Below are 15747 nucleotides of genomic sequence, written 5' to 3' on the forward strand. Positions count from 1 at the left end.
CTGCTCATTCGACCTCGCGGCGGGTGGGCGGCGCGATGTCGAGCAGTACTTGTCCCACGACGGCCTCCTGCGTCACGCCGTCGAACTCGGCCTCGGCCTGGAGGATCAGGCGGTGCGAGAGCACGGGCACGACGAGGGCCTTGACGTCGTCGGGGGTCACGTAGGTGCGTCCCTGCGATGCTGCGCGGGCGCGAGCGGCCCGAGTGAGCGCGAGGGCGCCGCGGATGCTGACTCCCAGCCGCACTTCATCGGCGAAGCGCGTCGCGTCGACGATCCGGGCGATGTAGTCCAGCACGAGCGCGTCGACGTACACACTCGTCGCCAGATCGGTCATGCCGACGAGCGCATCCGGGGTGACGACCGGGGCGAGGTCGGTGATGCGGGCGGCCGCTCCATCGAGGATGCGCACTGTCGCTGCGTGGTCGGGATACCCCAACGAGGTGCGCATCATGAAGCGGTCGAGTTGGGCTTCGGGGAGGCGGTACGTGCCCGCCTGCTCGACCGGATTCTGGGTGGCCAAGACGAGGAACGGTTCGCCCACCGGTCGCGTGACACCGTCGATCGTCACATGCCCTTCCTCCATGACCTCGAGCAGAGCCGCCTGGGTCTTGGGGGACGCACGGTTGATCTCGTCGGCGAGCACGATGTTCGCGAACACAGGCCCGGCGTGGAACTCGAACACGCCCTGCTTCTGGTCGTACACGCTGATGCCCGTGATGTCACCGGGAAGCAGATCCGGGGTGAATTGGATACGGGAGTGCGAACCCTGGACGGATTGTGCCATCGCGCGTGCCAACGAGGTCTTTCCCGTCCCGGGCACGTCTTCGAGGAGGACGTGCCCACCGCTGAGCATCGCCGTCAGAACCACCTCGACGGCGTGCCGCTTGCCCAGAACCGCGCGCTCGACGTTGTCGGCGAGTTGGGAGAAGGTCTGCGCGAACCAGGTCGCCTGCTCTTGCGTGATCGTCATCGGGTCCTCGTTCGGTTCCTCAGGGCTGGATTTCGGGCTCGGCCGTGGGCGTGCACGTCGCCGGAGCGAGGGTCGCCGTGGCGTCGGCAAGGCCGAACGCACCGCCCCAGCTTGCCCGAACGCCGACGCCCTCGACCCGCACGGCGGTCGCCGGCACAGTCCACGTTCCCGCGTCATGGGGAATGAGCGTGCCGTTCGCGTCGAAGTACCGCAGCCCGGCGGGATCGAACGTCACGGCGGCGGTGGTCCCATCGGGCAGGTTCGACGACCCGCCGCTCGTCCTCAGGGTGGCATCGCCGACACAGCTGGACACCGACCAGGTCGCGCCCAACGCATAGGGGGCGGAGCCCGATCGCGGCACGACCGCCGCCGGCGCCGACGATGTGCCCCAGATGTCATGGACGTACCGGACGGTGATGCCGGGGTCGCTGCCGATCACCGCGGAGGGCCACCGGTCGAAGACTGCACTGTTGCGGTTGGGAGGGGTCTCGGGCGACTGCGGCTGCTGCCTGATCACCCACTGCGCCCGGTCGGCGAAGACATCGGGCGTCGCGTCGACGGCGAAGGTGTAACCGGTCGGCGCCCGGCCCGACTGCACCGCCCGCACGCCGGCGTCGGCCGTCGCCCGGCCGTAGGAGGTTCCCGAGGCGATCGACTCGACGCACACCGTGAAGGTGTACACCTCACCGTCGGTCAGGCCGGTGAACGTCGCGTCCGCTCCCGCCGCCTGCACCGTGCAGGTCTGTCCCTGGCGGACGATCCCGTAGCGCAGCGCGGAGCCGTCACCGTTGAGTTGGGCGGATGCGCGGGCCTGGACCGTGGAGGTGCCGTCTCCGTTCGATGTGGCGCTGAGCGCGAGACTCGGCGACAGCGGGGCTCCGATTCCGTTGCCCCACGCGGTCACGCTGGTCCCTGTCGGGCTTCCTGAGGGACCGGAGGGCACGTCGAATCGAGAGTACGGTGTGACGCTGATGAGAGACCGCGTGTTCGCGCCCACGCGATACGACGGCACCTCGATCGTCGTCTGTCCGGGCCGCACGGGAATGCGCACGGTGTCCCCCGACGCACTCGAGATTTCCAGCGTCCCGGTCTCGGCCGCATCCACCCCCTCGATGACGAGGGAGACGACCCCGCCCTGTCCTGCCGTGACCACCGGCTGAGCGGTCACCGCGGTCGGGGCTTCGGGCACGTCGTACGCCCAGGCCACGGTGCGCACCGACGTTTGCGAACGCCCGACCGCGTTGACCGCGAAGACGTCGAAGGTGCGCTTCTCACCATTCGCGGAGGCGATCGGAGGACACGTGCCGTCGGCGGCGCACCGCACCACTTCGACGCCATCCGCCAGTACGACGAACTCCGTCAGGGCCGGGTACGCGGCGCGGGCGTTGCCGGGGTCGACCCCGAGTGTCAGGGACCCGTCGCCGTATCCGACCTGCGTCAGCGACGCGGGGGCCTTCGGGTATCCCTGCAGGTCCAGCAACAGGCTGCCCCGACGATCGCCGTTCGCGATCCTGCCCTGCGCGTCACGCACCGAGAAAGCAGCTGTGCACGTCGCTCCCGGGGCGTCTGCCGTCCAGGATGCGGTGATGGTCGTGGCGGACGCGCGCGAGAAGGTGACGCCGACGCAAGATCCGGCATCCGCCACATCGACGACCTCGAGCGGCGTTCGCGGCAACGGGTTGACCTCACCAGCCGCGCCGATCACCGTGACCGTGCACGACGAGCCCGATGCCTGAGAGCATTGCTGGGCGGCGACCCCGCCCTGCGGGAGGGTCGACGGCGCGGCGCCGACGCGCAGAATGAGGCGCACCGGTGCCACGTCGCCGTGGCTCGTGATCGAGATCGTCGCCGCTTCGTCGGTGCCCGGCACCGCGCGGTCGGCGCCCGTCACGGTCACGAGCGAACCGTCCAGGCTCACCTCGAAGGAGGTACCGCCGTAGTCGATGTCGTAGGCGAGGCCGTCCCAGTCGTCGCGCAGCTGCCATGTGGTCATCGTTCGCAGATCGTGGGTGATCGTCTCGCCGGGCCCGGCCGTCACCGATCCCGCGCGCAAGATGGGCTGTGGTTCGCGAGCCTGGACCACGATGGGAACGGACAGGTAGGTCCACTCGTCCTGTCCGTCGAGACGAACGGGAACACGGCAGGAGTCGACCCATGGTGCCCCGGAACCGGCGTCGTAGCGCACGGTCGTGTCCGTCTCGAGCGCGCACGTCGCCTCGGAACGCGCGCCCGACGGCTCGATGTCGCCCCCGACGAGCAGTGTCGCGCCCCGTGGCACCGCGACGAGGTCGATCATGTCGAACGTGACCGATTCAAGTTCCGTCACCTCGGGCGCCGAAGCCGCCCGGCGAAGCGCGAGGGTGATGTCGTCTTCACCGGGTATGCGCAAGAAGGCATATGTGGTGACCTCGCCCGAGGATCCCGTTCCCGACACCTCGAGCGGAACGATACGACTGTCTGCTCCGAGCGCTCCGCTGACCGTCCACCCGTCGACCTCGACGCCGCGTTGCAGACCCCACAATCGCAGGTCGAGCGAGTCGACGTCGCCGCCCGACCAGGCGACCTTTCCGCTGAGCACGTCGACGCCGTCGGGGAAGTCCTCGCGTGTCTCTGCAGTCAGAATCGTGTCGGCGACGACCGGATAGTCGGGGACGTTCTCGCGGACGACCTTCACCACGATGCGCCCCCGCGCGGTGTTGCCCGACGAGGATTCGAGATCGTAGAGGAAGGCCATCGTGCGCGCGTCCGCTCCGGCGGCGAACTCGACCTCGTTGTCGTCGCTGAACAGGATGCGGTCGGCGAGCCGTTCGTACTCGGGATTGGGTTGTCCGTCGTCCAGCGTCGCGGCGACGTCGGGACGGACCTCGCGCAGCTGCAGCTCCCCACCCACCGGATCGACGTCATTGGCGAGCGGGGCAACGCGGATCGTGTTGTCGGCGCCGAGCTGGACATGGACGTAGTCCGTGTAGGTCACCGGGCTCGGATTCGACTCGGCATCGAGCACACCGACCCGCACCAGTCCCTCGCCTTCGTCGCCGAACTGGTCGATGAGCCGGTACGTGAACGACACCTGGCCGCGATCGCCCGGAACACTCGTATAGACGATAGAAGCGCCATCGGCGGACAGCGTCGCCGCGCCGCGTTCGGGTTGCGTGACGATGCGATCGAGGGTCACAACATCCCCGTCGGGATCCCGGCCGAAGCCGTCGACATCGATCACGGTGGTCTGACCGCTGAGCACTCGTCCCTCGAGGGTCTCGGGGACAGGGGCGCGGTTCTCTTCGTCGTCGAGCACGCGCACCCGCACGGTCGCGGTGTCGGCGAGCGCCGGCGACCCGGTGGCGAAGATTCCGTAACCGATCTCGTAGTCGCCCGGCTCGTCGGGGGCGAGATAGCGGACGACGTCGTCGGCGGCGAAGGCCAACGCGTCGGGTGTGGATGAGGATACGAGCGACGGGTCGAGCAGCGGCCGACCACCCGCCGGGGCGACATCGTTCTCGAGCACGGGGATATCGACCTGCGCCCCGGCGCGCACCGTCACCGTGTCGTCGACCGCGATAGGTGCGAGCGCCGGCGCCGGCGGCAACAGGTACACCGTCGCTTCGCCTTGGACGGCGGCTCCGGCATCCTCGCTTCCGTCGCTGACCGTGTAGCGGACGGTGCCGAGGGGACCGGGAGCGCCGTCAGGGGTGGATCCCGAGACCCTCAGATGGTTCTGCGCGACCGCGTCGACGGAGAGCGATGCGCCCGCCGCGGCGGTGGGTCGTACGTCGCTGAGGAGGAGAACACGCCGCGTCGGGTTGGACACGGCGGACAGCACGTCGATCGTCGCATCCTCCTGAGGATGGACGAACGCGACCACAGGCGACGTCGCCAGCTCGGCTGGAGCATCGGCCGGCAGGACGGTGATCCGCACCGTTCCCGTCGCCTCGGATTCACCGTCGGTGACGGTCACATCGACGCGGAACTCCCCCGCCTCGGCGGGCGAGAAATCGAACGCCGTGGTCCCCGCGACGACGGTGGCGGTGGCGGCGGCGTCGTCGAGGACACGCACCGAGTCGACGATCAGTCGCCCGAGAGTGCCCGTGACGTGATCGGCGACGTCGACGGTGATTCCCGCGCCGAGCACGTCGACGACGGCGAACGATTCCATTTCGACCGCGGGCTGGGCCGTGACACGGATCACGAGCGAGCGCGTCGTCGTCGCCCCCTTCGTGTCGGCCACGCTCGCCACGAGCTCCACCACCTGCTCGGCGCCGGATCCGTCGTCATCGTGCTGGAACACGACCTCCCCGGCGGGCGTCGCGGCGACGCTCCCCTCTCCGGACAGGTTCTCGATGGATTCCAAGAGCAACGGGTCGCCCTCGGGGTCGACCCACCCCTGCAGGATGGGGACCGTCACCGTGCCACCGCGCGCGACCTCCGGCCGAGGCCACTCGACGAGACACCCTTCGGTCGCGCACCACTGCGGTGCCGCATTCTGCTCGTCGGGAACGACGGTGACGGTGACTGTTGCGGGAGGCGACCGAAGGCCGGCGGAGGAGGTGCCGTCGGTGACGGCATAGGAGAAGGTCGCAGATCCGGTGACACCCGGGGCAACACGAAGGGCAAGGCGTTGGCCATGGTCCGTGATGGCGACCGTCCCGAACTCCGGATCCAGGCCCGTGATCGACGCCGGATCGATCATCAGCACGTCCTCGTTCGGGTCGTGGTCGTTGAGCAGAGGAGCCAGTGTGGTCAAGGCACCCGCGCGAACGCCGAACACGTCTGGTTCCGCGACAGGTGGCTTCGGATCGAGCATGACCTCCAGTTGTTCGTCGCTGGGGATCGCCTCGGACTCGACGCGGTCATCGAGGGACCAGTCCTGGCTCGATGCCACCAGCGTGCCGTCCGGCACCTCCCAGACCCATCCCGACCGCGATTCGTTGAGCACGACCGTCCCGTGACCCTCGACGAATGTCGGCCGACGTTGGTCTCCCAGCTCGGATCCGCCGTAGTCGAGGGTCACCGGCGGATCTTCGGAACTCCACAGCCAGCCGCCACTGTCGCCGAGGCCCACCCACGCCGCATACACGACGCCGTCGGCGACGATCGGGCGGGCGGGGGCCCCGAGTGTCGAGGTGCCGACGCTGAACTGGACTTCACTCGGCGATCCGTCCGCCGGCACGCGCACCAGCCCGCCGGGCCCCGCGAGGTAGACGGCGTCCCCACCGGCATCCGCCTCGCCGGCGCGCACCGCGCCGACGTCGGGGATCGGCTGCGTCGCGTCATCACCTCGCCGCAGCATGGTGCCGGCGCCGCTGTCGACGAGCACCCAGGTGTCGCCGGCAGCGGTGATCGCGTCGGGGGTCATGCCGTCGACCGCGACGGCATCCCTCGCGACGACGGTGGACGTCGCGACGTCGTAGCGCAGCACTGCCGCGTCGTCCTCCGAGTACGCGAAGAGGATGCCACGATCATCGACCGCGATCGCGTCCGCCTCATATGCGGGAGCATCCTCGTCGGCGGCATCGGGGTCGACCTGTATCGGGGCGTCACCCGACAGGCGCCCCGCGAAGACGCCACCCACGTCCGTTCGATAACCGACGAAATCGCCCGCCGTGACGACCTCGACCGTTCCGGCAGGAGTGGATGTCGATCGGGAGAGCACCTCCTCGTCCAGGTCTTCGGGTTGCGCCTCGTCGATGCGGGTAAGGGTGCTCAGGCTGTCGCTGAAGATGTACGCGGCATCCTCCGTGTGGACGACCCGGTCCGGGTTGCTGACGCTGCGCACCGTGTCGAGTTCACCGACCGCGGTGTTCACGCGTGCGTATTGGCGGCCGTCGCCGGTCCGCAACGCCCACACCGCTTCGTCGACCGGAGGCGTCTCTTGTGCGTCGAGTCCGGGCCACACGATGCTGATCGTGGTGATGAGGGCCACCGCACCCGACGCGGCGACAAGGCCGGCGAGCGTGCGCCGGCGCATCAGAATCCACCCGTCAGAAGGAACACCGACACCAGTCCCGCCACCGCGGCGGCGACCGTTCCGATCGCCACCGCGAGAACGACCCGCGGGCGAGCGGTGGTCACCGTGCTCGGGACTTCCCACGCCGTGTCCTCGTCGCGTGCCAATCCCGTGATGTCGGGGTCGACGAGCTTGGCGCGACGAGGAACGGAGTCGACGCTCGAGCGGGTCGGACCACGAAGCTCACTGTCCGCCAGATCGAGGGGTCTCGCGGCGACATCCCACTCCCGTGCGGGCACCTCCAGCGGCGTCGGCGACGTGCCGAGGTCGACTTGTACGCGGCGCAACGCCTCGGCGAACTCGCGCGCGCTGGCATACCGTTCGTTCGGATCGCGCGCCATCGATCGGGCGAGTGCCGCCTGCAGCGCCGCCGGGACGTCGGCGCGGGTGATGTCGGCGTAACGGGCGCGGGCGATGCGGCGGCGGAGCAATTCCTTCGTGTTCTGCCCGCGCTCGCGCCGCTCGAACGGACTGTGACCTGCCAGCAACGAGTACACGGTCGCCCCGAGACTCCAGACCTCGCTGGCGACGGTCCCGGCCGTCTGCTCGGCGACGACCTCGGGCGCGCTCCACGGAATCGACATCGCCAGCATCTCGTCGGCGGTCTCACGCATGAGCGACGACGAGATTCCGAAGTCGGCGAGAACCGGGGTGCCGAATGTGGTGATGAGGATGTTGCTCGGTTTGACGTCTCGATGGACGACGCCCGCCTGGTGGGCCGATTCGAGTGCGCCCGCCATCCGGACGCCCGTCACCAATACTTCGTCGACGGGGATGCGTTCGACCCGGTAGCGACGCGCGAGCGATCCCGGGCAGTACTCCATCACGATGTAGGGCCGCCCATCGGCAGAGATCCCCGCCTGATAGACGGTCACGATCGCGGGATGCGCCGACAGTCGGGCGAGCACGTCGGCCTCGGCGTTGAACATCCGCCGCAGCTCGGGGTCGCGGACGTCGCTGGGAAGCACCTTCACCGCCACATCTCGGCGCGGCATGTCCTGCTCATACAGGAAGACGTCGGCGAATCCCCCCGACCCGAGAGGGCGGATGTACGCCAGCCCCGGGAGGATGGGCGGCGCGGATGGCAGGCGAGTGGCCACCGTCACCTCCCCCGGGTCATCCGCCGTGCCGGCGGCGCGCGTCGCCGCGCGGAAATCGGCTAATGCTAACAAAGCGGGGCTGGGTGCGATCTGACCCCGTGGACAACCGCGCCCTCAGGGCGTCATGGTGTCGGGTCGTGGGGGTCGAACGGAGAATCCAGCGATTGCGTCAGCTCATCGAGCATCGCCGCGATCTGCGGCTCCACGTGGACGGCGACAGCTTCCTGAATCCGCAAGCGGTGGCGCAGCAGCAGCGTGCACAACTCACGTCCGACCATGTTGGCGAAGTCGTCGGCGAGACCGACCTCCTGACGCAACGCCGCCTTGGCTTCCTCGGTGAGTGGTGGAAGTGCGGGTACACCGGCGTCGGACTCTTCCGCCATGCCGGCGATCGTGAAAAGGAACGGCGCGCCGGGCGTCGGCTCAGGATCCAGCGGCATCCCCTCGAACTCGGGCGAGAGCCCCTCGGCGGGGCGGTAGCTCCGCGCACGGTTGCGGGCGGCCTGCTGATCGAGTTCGGCTTGGAGGGTCGGCAGGTTTCGTGCGGTGTAGTCGGCAACGGCGTGGTCGACGATCGACTTCATGCGGATGGACAATCCGTGTTGAACGCCGTGCGGCACATCCGAGCCGAGACCCGCGGCGGACAGGATCGGAGACCCGAAGCAGCGACGGCACGGCGCGACACGTCCGCGATGCGTCGCGGGTTGCCAACGTGGCAACCACGCGAGCCAGGCGTCCACCGCCTGGCTGACCTGCGTCTCGAGCGATCGCTCCACACATCCACGGTAGACCGTCGTCCGCGGGATTCTCGGATGTTCCACGCTTGTGGCGTGGGAATCGGGCGCCACACCTACTCGTTGCGCTCCCATGGCCATCGCGGCCTTCGCCGACGCGTGCGGGCGAGCGCGATCCCTCCCCCGGCGGCGACGACGGCGGCCGCGACGACGGCGACACCGAACCATCCGGTCGCGATCCGCGCCGCAACACCGGTGGCGGTGCCCAACGAGGCACCCGTGAACACGGCACCCACCCACAGGCCGCCGATGTAGGCGAGCCCCACGGCCAGCCCGATCCACAGCGCATTGACCGCATGCGGGCGCACGGAGCGGACCACCGTTGCGAGAGCAAGCGCGAAAACGCCGGTCGCGCTCAGAGAGGCGAAGACACCGGGAACCTGCCCGAGCCCGGGAGCGGTGACCACATCGGTCTCGGTCGCGAGTGTGACCACGCCCAGCCCCAAAATGAAGAGAGCGAAGAATCCCGTCGTGGCGAAAAGAACGGTGAGCCCCGGCCCGACTCCGGGCTGGGGCTCACCGTCGTGCGGGGTCACCGCAGATCAACCTCGTGCGAGCTGCGGCCCGGCCTCGAGTGTGCGCTCGTACTCGCGCTGCGCTTCGGCGTTCAGCTCGGTGACGCGCTTGCCGCGCGACGCAGCCCACGCGCCGAACCAGATCGTCAGCTCGCGCCCGAAGACGAAAGCCGCGATCGCCAGCGGGGCCAGCAACTGACCCTCGACGAGCTCCGCACCCTGCGAGGCCGTGAGCTGCCAGAACGGCGCCTGGAAGAGCTGACCGAGCAGGTGTCCGCCGTACGCGGCGACGCCGACGAGGAGGCCGATGATGACCCATGCCCCCCAGCGTCCGCGGTTGACGATCGCGCCGAGCAGCCAAAAAGCGATGAAGAAAACGACGACCGGAACCCACAGCGCCCACGTGCCGAGCGCGGCGACGGCTGTCGTGCCGACGTTCGCGCCGGTGACATCCCCGGTGATGGCGCCCAGAGCGAGCCACGCACCGAGATAGAGAACGGCGAAGCTGAGCGCGGCGAGGATGCCGATGGCACCCGCAGCGGCACGATTTCCGCGCGGGCGCGGCGCCTCGGGTGCCTGGACGAAGATCGGCTGTGCCGCGACGGGCGCAACGGGCTCGCGCTCGGCGACGGGCTCACTGGGAGACACCGTCGTGTCGCTGACCGTCACGCTCTCTTCGTAGACGGCGGTCGGTGCGGCATCCGTCGCCACCGGTTCGTCATCGAGTGGAGCGTTCGCGGCCCACGCGGGAGGTTCGGCGGCCCATTCGTTCACCGCGGACGGAGCCTCATCGGCGACGACGACCTCTTCGACGACCGTCTCCTCGACGACCTCACCCGCTCCGGGCTCGGGGGCTTCCGTGGGCTCGACGGCGCTGCGGCCGGCGGCCTCGGCATCCGCGAGACCTTCTTCGGCGCGACCGACGACGTCGTCATCACCCGTCGTGGGCTCATCCACCGGCTCACCATAAGACGACTGGGGGTCACTCATCCGACGCACTCCTCACACGGGGCTGTTCCCCGCCCTGCGAGGGTATCCCCCCGGACGCCCGTGGTCACGCAGGCGTGCCGGGGATATCCGGGCGCGTCCGGTGTGTCGACGCTGGATCGGGGTTATCGTGACGGCATGGTCACCGTCGCCCGCGTGCGAATGGTCGCGGCCCTCGTCGTGGTCGCGGCGGGCGGGTTGCTCGCCGGCTGCGTCGGCGAATCCGGCACGGTCCCCGCGCCGTCGTCGTCCACGCCGGACCCGTCGCCGACCGCGTCGCTCACCCCCGGCCCCACCCTCACGCCCGAACCGACCCCGATCCGGACTCCGACGGCCACCGTCCCCGACGACTGCCGGGCCATCCTCGACGATGCGGTGTTGGCAGCACTCGGCGACACACCGTTGAACGACGCCGCCTTCGCTCCCACCGGCGTGCAACCCGGTGGGTCGCTGATCTGCGTGTGGCGCGACCCCGGCGCCGACACGACGGGTCTCGTGACCACGATCTCCGCGATGTCCCGGGGTCCCGCGCTCGACATGCTCAACGACCTCGCCGACGACGAGGGGTTCACCTGCTACACGCCCGACGGCGGGACGCGCTGCGAGAAGACCTGGCAGAACTCCGACTACCCCGTGACCGATGGTCGGACGCTGTTCTGGCGGGATGGCATCCTGATCGACACCGCCTATTCGAACCTGGCACCGCCGGGCTACACGTCTGCGGTCGTTTCCGCCGTCTTCGGCTGACTCATCCCCACACGAACGCACTCAGCCGCGCCGGATAGTCCTCGGGCATCCACCCGTCCACCACGGTCGCCAGCCACAATCCGCCACGGAAGACGTGTTCCTCGGCGACACCGCTCGCCGCACCGCGACACGTGGTCACGGCATCCGTGGTCTCACATGTGAATCCGGATGCCGTGAACGCCGCCTCCGCGACGGATGCCGCATCTTCACCCACCGTCGCCAGGCTCGACACGATCGAACCGGCGTCGCCGAACGTCCAGGCGCACGTCACATGCACCTGCGGTGCGAGGGCTTCGCCGACGTCGGGCGTCGACAACGGCGGCGACGTGCGGTTCTGACCGAGAAGGCCATCGCCCCGCCAGATCAACTCCGCCCAGAGCAGATCGGGATAGGCATCGCGGCAATCGAGCTCCGTCCCGTCGGCGACGACATCCGCGGGCGCGGGAGCGTGCTCGGCGGCCTGCTCGGCGGCCGTGGCCGTGCGCAGCGTGTCACCGACCCAGCCGAACGCGACGGGCAGCATCGGGCGTGCGAACCACACCAACGCCGCGAGCACGCCGATGCACACCACCGTCGCGGGTATCGCCACCCACAGACTGCGACCTGTCGCCCGAGCCATCGTTCCTCCGCGTCCACGCTATGCACGCCGCGACCGAGTGGCCGCCGCGGCGCGCGAGAACGCCGAAGGCCCCGGACTCGAAGCGAGCCGGGGCCTTCGGGAGTGTCAGCGAGGATCAGCGGATCCGCGCCGTGACTCAGTTGTAGTTGGTGAAATCACCGTCGGTCGAGAAGCTGTCGAAATCGACGTAGCTCAGGTCCGCGTCCGAGAACGCGCCGTCCGACGCGAAGATGCGGTTCGGGTACCGCTCGCTCTTCGCTTCTTCGGTCGCTTCGACCGTGACCCCGCGATACTTCGAGAGACCGGTGCCGGCGGGGATGAGCTTTCCGATGATGACGTTCTCCTTGAGGCCGACGAGCGGGTCGCTCTTGCCCTCCATCGCGGCCTGGGTGAGCACGCGCGTCGTCTCCTGGAACGACGCGGCCGACAGCCACGACTCCGTCGCGAGCGACGCCTTCGTGATACCCATCAGCTCCGGACGGCCCGACGCAGGACGCTTGCCCGACGCCACCGCTTCACGGTTGATCATCTGGTAGCGCTTGAAGTCCACCATCTCACCGGGCAGCAGCGCCGTGTCACCGTGGTCGACGACCGTGACCTTGCGCAGCATCTGACGCACGATGACCTCGATGTGCTTGTCATGGATCGGCACACCCTGCGAGCGGTAGACACCCTGCACTCCGCCGACGAGGTACTTCTGCACCTCGCGGGCACCCTGCACGCGCATGACCTCCTTGGGGTCGAGCGTGCCGACCTGCAGCTGCTGACCGACCGTGACGTGCTGGCCGTCTTCGACCAACAGCGTCGCGCGCTTGAGCACGGGGTAGACGTGCGGCTCCTCGCCGTTGTCGGGCGTGAGGATGATCTTCTTCGACTTCTCGGTCTCGTCGATCGTGATCCGACCGGCCGACTCCGCGATCGGCGACGCACCCTTGGGGGTACGCGCCTCGAAGAGCTCCTGCACACGGGGAAGACCCTGCGTGATGTCATCCGCCGACGCCGAACCACCCGTGTGGAACGTACGCATCGTCAGCTGCGTGCCGGGCTCACCGATCGACTGTGCCGCGATGATGCCGACGGCCTCGCCGATGTCGACGATCTTGCCGGTCGCGAGCGACCGTCCGTAGCACTGTGCACACACACCGACGGCCGAGTCACAGGTGAGCACCGAGCGCACCTTGATGGTCTCGACACCGGCCTCGACGAGACGGTCGATGAGAACGTCACCGACGTCGTCGCCGGCGTCGGCGAGCACCTCGCCCGAGGGCGAGACGACCTGCTCGGCGAGGGTACGCGCGAACACCGAGTTCTCGACGTTGGCGTCCTTGACGAGCGTGCCGTCGGCATCCGGCGCGGCGATCGTGAACTCGAGCCCCTTCGTCGTGCCGCAGTCCTGCTCACGGATGATGACATCCTGCGAGACGTCGACGAGTCGACGGGTGAGGTACCCCGAGTCGGCGGTACGCAGAGCCGTGTCGGCCAGACCCTTACGGGCACCGTGCGTCGCGATGAAGTACTCCGCCACCGACAGCCCCTCACGGTACGAGGAGATGATCGGGCGCGGGATGATCTCGCCCTTCGGGTTGTTCACCAGGCCTCGCATACCCGCGATGTTGCGGATCTGCAGCCAGTTACCACGCGCACCCGACGAGACCATGCGGTTGATGGTGTTGTCATCGGGGAAGTTGGCGCGCATCTCCTTCTGGACCTCGTCGGTCGCCTCGGTCCAGATCTTGATGAGGTCCTGACGACGCTCGGCGTCGGTCGTGAGACCACGCTCGAACTGCGACTGCACCTTGGCGGCCTGCTTCTCGTAGCCGGCGACGATCTCCGCCTTGCGCGGCGGTGTCAGGATGTCGGACAGCGCGACGGTCACACCCGAACGCGTGGCCCAGTAGAAGCCGGCGTCCTTGATGCGGTCCAGCGATGCGGCAACCTCCACCTTGGGGTATTCCTCGGCGAGCTTGTTGACGATCTGCGAGAGCTTGCCCTTGTCAGCCTGCTCGCGCACGAACGGGTAACCCTTGGGAAGCGTGTCATTGAAGATCGCCTGGCCCAGCGACGCGTCGAGAAGACCGTGACGCTCGTAGCCCTCGGGCGCTTCGCCCTCGAGGAACGTCAGCCCCGGAACGCGGATGCGCACCTTCGCCTGCAGGTCGAGGGTTCCCTCGTCCTTGGCGAGGATCGCCTCACCGACCGAGCCGAACACGCGGCCCTCACCTAGTGCACCCTCCTTGACCGTCGTCAGGTGGTGCAGACCGATGATCATGTCCTGCGAGGGCAGGGTCACCGGGCGGCCGTCCGACGGCTTCAGGATGTTGTTCGACGCGAGCATCAGCACGCGAGCCTCGGCCTGAGCCTCGACCGACAGCGGCAGGTGCACGGCCATCTGGTCACCGTCGAAGTCGGCGTTGAACGCAGCGCAGACGAGCGGGTGCAGCTGGATGGCCTTGCCCTCGACGAGCTGCGGCTCGAACGCCTGGATGCCGAGACGGTGCAGCGTGGGCGCGCGGTTGAGCAGCACGGGGCGCTCGCGGATGATCTCCTCGAGCACGTCCCACACCTCGGGGCGGTGACGCTCGACGGCACGCTTGGCGGCCTTGATGTTCTGCGAGTGCCCCAGGTCGATGAGGCGCTTGATGACGAACGGCTTGAACAGCTCGAGCGCCATCTGCTTCGGCAGACCACACTGGTGCAGCTTGAGCTGGGGTCCGACGATGATCACCGAACGACCCGAGTAGTCGACACGCTTTCCGAGCAGGTTCTGACGGAAACGTCCCTGCTTTCCCTTGAGCATGTCCGACAGCGACTTGAGCGCACGGTTGCCCGTGCCGGTCACCGGGCGGCCACGACGGCCGTTGTCGAACAGGGCGTCGACTGCTTCCTGCAGCATCCGCTTCTCGTTGTTGACGATGATCTCGGGGGCACCGAGGTCGATCAGGCGACGAAGACGGTTGTTGCGGTTGATCACACGACGGTAGAGGTCGTTGAGGTCGCTCGTGGCGAATCGGCCACCGTCGAGCTGGACCATCGGGCGCAGCTCCGGCGGGATGACCGGGACGACGTCGAGGACCATCGAAGCGGGGCTCATGCCCGTCGACAGGAACGAGTTGACGACCTTCAGCCGCTTGATCGCGCGGATCTTGCGCTGGCCCTTGCCCTCCGAGATCTGCAGGTGGAGGCTGTCGGCCTCAGCCTGCAGGTCGAAGGTCTCCAGGCGACGCTTGATCGACTCCGCGCCCATGTGAGCCTCGAAGTACTGACCGAAACGGTCCTGCAGCTCGTGGAAAACCTCATCTTCGGCCTTGAGCGAACCGACCTCAAGGGTGCGGAACTCTTCCCACACGCGCTCGAGTTTGGCGATCTGCTCGTCCGCGCCCTTGCGCGTCTGAGCCATCTCCTTCTCGGCGGCGTCCTTGACCTTCTTCTTCTGGTCGGCCTTGGCGCCCTCTTCTTCGAGCGCCGCGAGTTCTTCCTCGAGCTTGGCCAGACGCGCGGCGATTCGCGAGTCGCGGCGGTCGCCGAGGGTCTTGATCTCGAGACGGATGTTGTTCTCCTGCGTCGCGAGGTCGCGGTGGCGCGCATCCTCGTCGACCGAGATCACCATGTAGGCGGCGAAGTAGATGACCTTCTCGAGGTCCTTCGGTGCCATGTCGAGCAGGTAGCCCAGGCGCGAGGGCACGCCCTTGAAGTACCAGATGTGGGTGACGGGAGCGGCGAGCTCGATGTGGCCCATGCGCTCGCGGCGCACCGACGACTTCGTGACCTCGACGCCACAGCGCTCACACACGATGCCCTTGAAGCGCACGCGCTTGTACTTGCCGCAGGCGCACTCCCAGTCGCGGGACGGCCCGAAGATCTGCTCGCCGAAGAGCCCGTCCTTCTCGGGCTTCAGCGTGCGGTAGTTGATGGTCTCTGGCTTCTTGACCTCACCGAAGGACCACCGACGGATGTCGTCGGCGGTGGCCAGGCCGATGCGAAGCTCATCGAAAGTTGTTGCGTCGAGCACGA

Annotated in this window: 9 protein-coding genes; 1 reads left to right on the forward strand and 8 read right to left on the reverse strand. The window is 68.4% G+C overall.

Annotation, left to right across the window (positions count from 1 at the left end):
- Positions 1–4: 4 nt before the first annotated feature.
- The 6 genes from ACFQZV_RS00070 to ACFQZV_RS00095 form a co-directional block, all read right to left on the reverse strand.
- The gene (locus tag ACFQZV_RS00070; protein WP_378753824.1) at positions 5–970 is read right to left on the reverse strand and encodes an AAA family ATPase; all 966 of its coding nucleotides are present in this window, start codon (positions 968–970) and stop codon (positions 5–7) included.
- Positions 971–989: 19 nt separating this feature from the next.
- Positions 990–6935 carry an Ig-like domain-containing protein gene (locus tag ACFQZV_RS00075; RefSeq protein WP_378753826.1) on the reverse strand — a complete coding sequence of 1982 codons (5946 nt, stop codon included), beginning with the start codon at positions 6933–6935 and terminating at the stop codon, positions 990–992.
- Complete coding sequence (locus ACFQZV_RS00080) at positions 6935–8074, reverse strand: serine/threonine-protein kinase (RefSeq protein ID WP_378753828.1); 1140 nt, start codon at positions 8072–8074, stop codon at positions 6935–6937. Before ACFQZV_RS00080 ends, ACFQZV_RS00075 begins: the two co-directional genes overlap by 1 nt.
- A 122-nt stretch (positions 8075–8196) precedes the next feature.
- Positions 8197–8850 carry a spermidine/putrescine ABC transporter substrate-binding protein gene (locus tag ACFQZV_RS00085; protein ID WP_378753830.1) on the reverse strand — a complete coding sequence of 218 codons (654 nt, stop codon included), beginning with the start codon at positions 8848–8850 and terminating at the stop codon, positions 8197–8199.
- A gap of 74 nt (positions 8851–8924) precedes the next feature.
- Complete coding sequence (locus tag ACFQZV_RS00090) at positions 8925–9404, reverse strand: hypothetical protein (protein ID WP_378753832.1); 480 nt, start codon at positions 9402–9404, stop codon at positions 8925–8927.
- Positions 9405–9410: 6 nt separating this feature from the next.
- Complete coding sequence (locus ACFQZV_RS00095; RefSeq protein WP_378753834.1) at positions 9411–10373, reverse strand: ABC transporter; 963 nt, start codon at positions 10371–10373, stop codon at positions 9411–9413.
- A 135-nt stretch (positions 10374–10508) separates the two neighbouring features.
- On the opposite strand from ACFQZV_RS00095, the gene ACFQZV_RS00100 reads away from it, so the two are divergent.
- Positions 10509–11117 (forward strand): hypothetical protein, encoded by a 609-nt coding sequence (locus ACFQZV_RS00100; RefSeq protein ID WP_378753836.1) that lies wholly within the window; start codon positions 10509–10511, stop codon positions 11115–11117.
- A gap of 1 nt (position 11118) precedes the next feature.
- On the opposite strand, the gene ACFQZV_RS00105 is transcribed toward ACFQZV_RS00100, so the two are convergent.
- Both ACFQZV_RS00105 and rpoC read right to left on the reverse strand, forming a co-directional pair.
- Positions 11119–11736: a hypothetical protein gene (locus tag ACFQZV_RS00105; RefSeq protein WP_378753838.1), complete on the reverse strand. Its 618-nt coding sequence runs from the start codon at positions 11734–11736 to the stop codon at positions 11119–11121.
- Between the two features lie 136 nt (positions 11737–11872).
- Positions 11873–15745, reverse strand: a complete 3873-nt coding sequence (rpoC, locus tag ACFQZV_RS00110) for a DNA-directed RNA polymerase subunit beta' (RefSeq protein ID WP_378753840.1) — start codon at positions 15743–15745, stop codon at positions 11873–11875.
- Positions 15746–15747: the final 2 nt, after the last annotated feature.

It is taken from the genome of Microbacterium koreense (assembly GCF_042677105.1).
GTDB classification, from domain to species: domain Bacteria; phylum Actinomycetota; class Actinomycetes; order Actinomycetales; family Microbacteriaceae; genus Microbacterium; species Microbacterium koreense.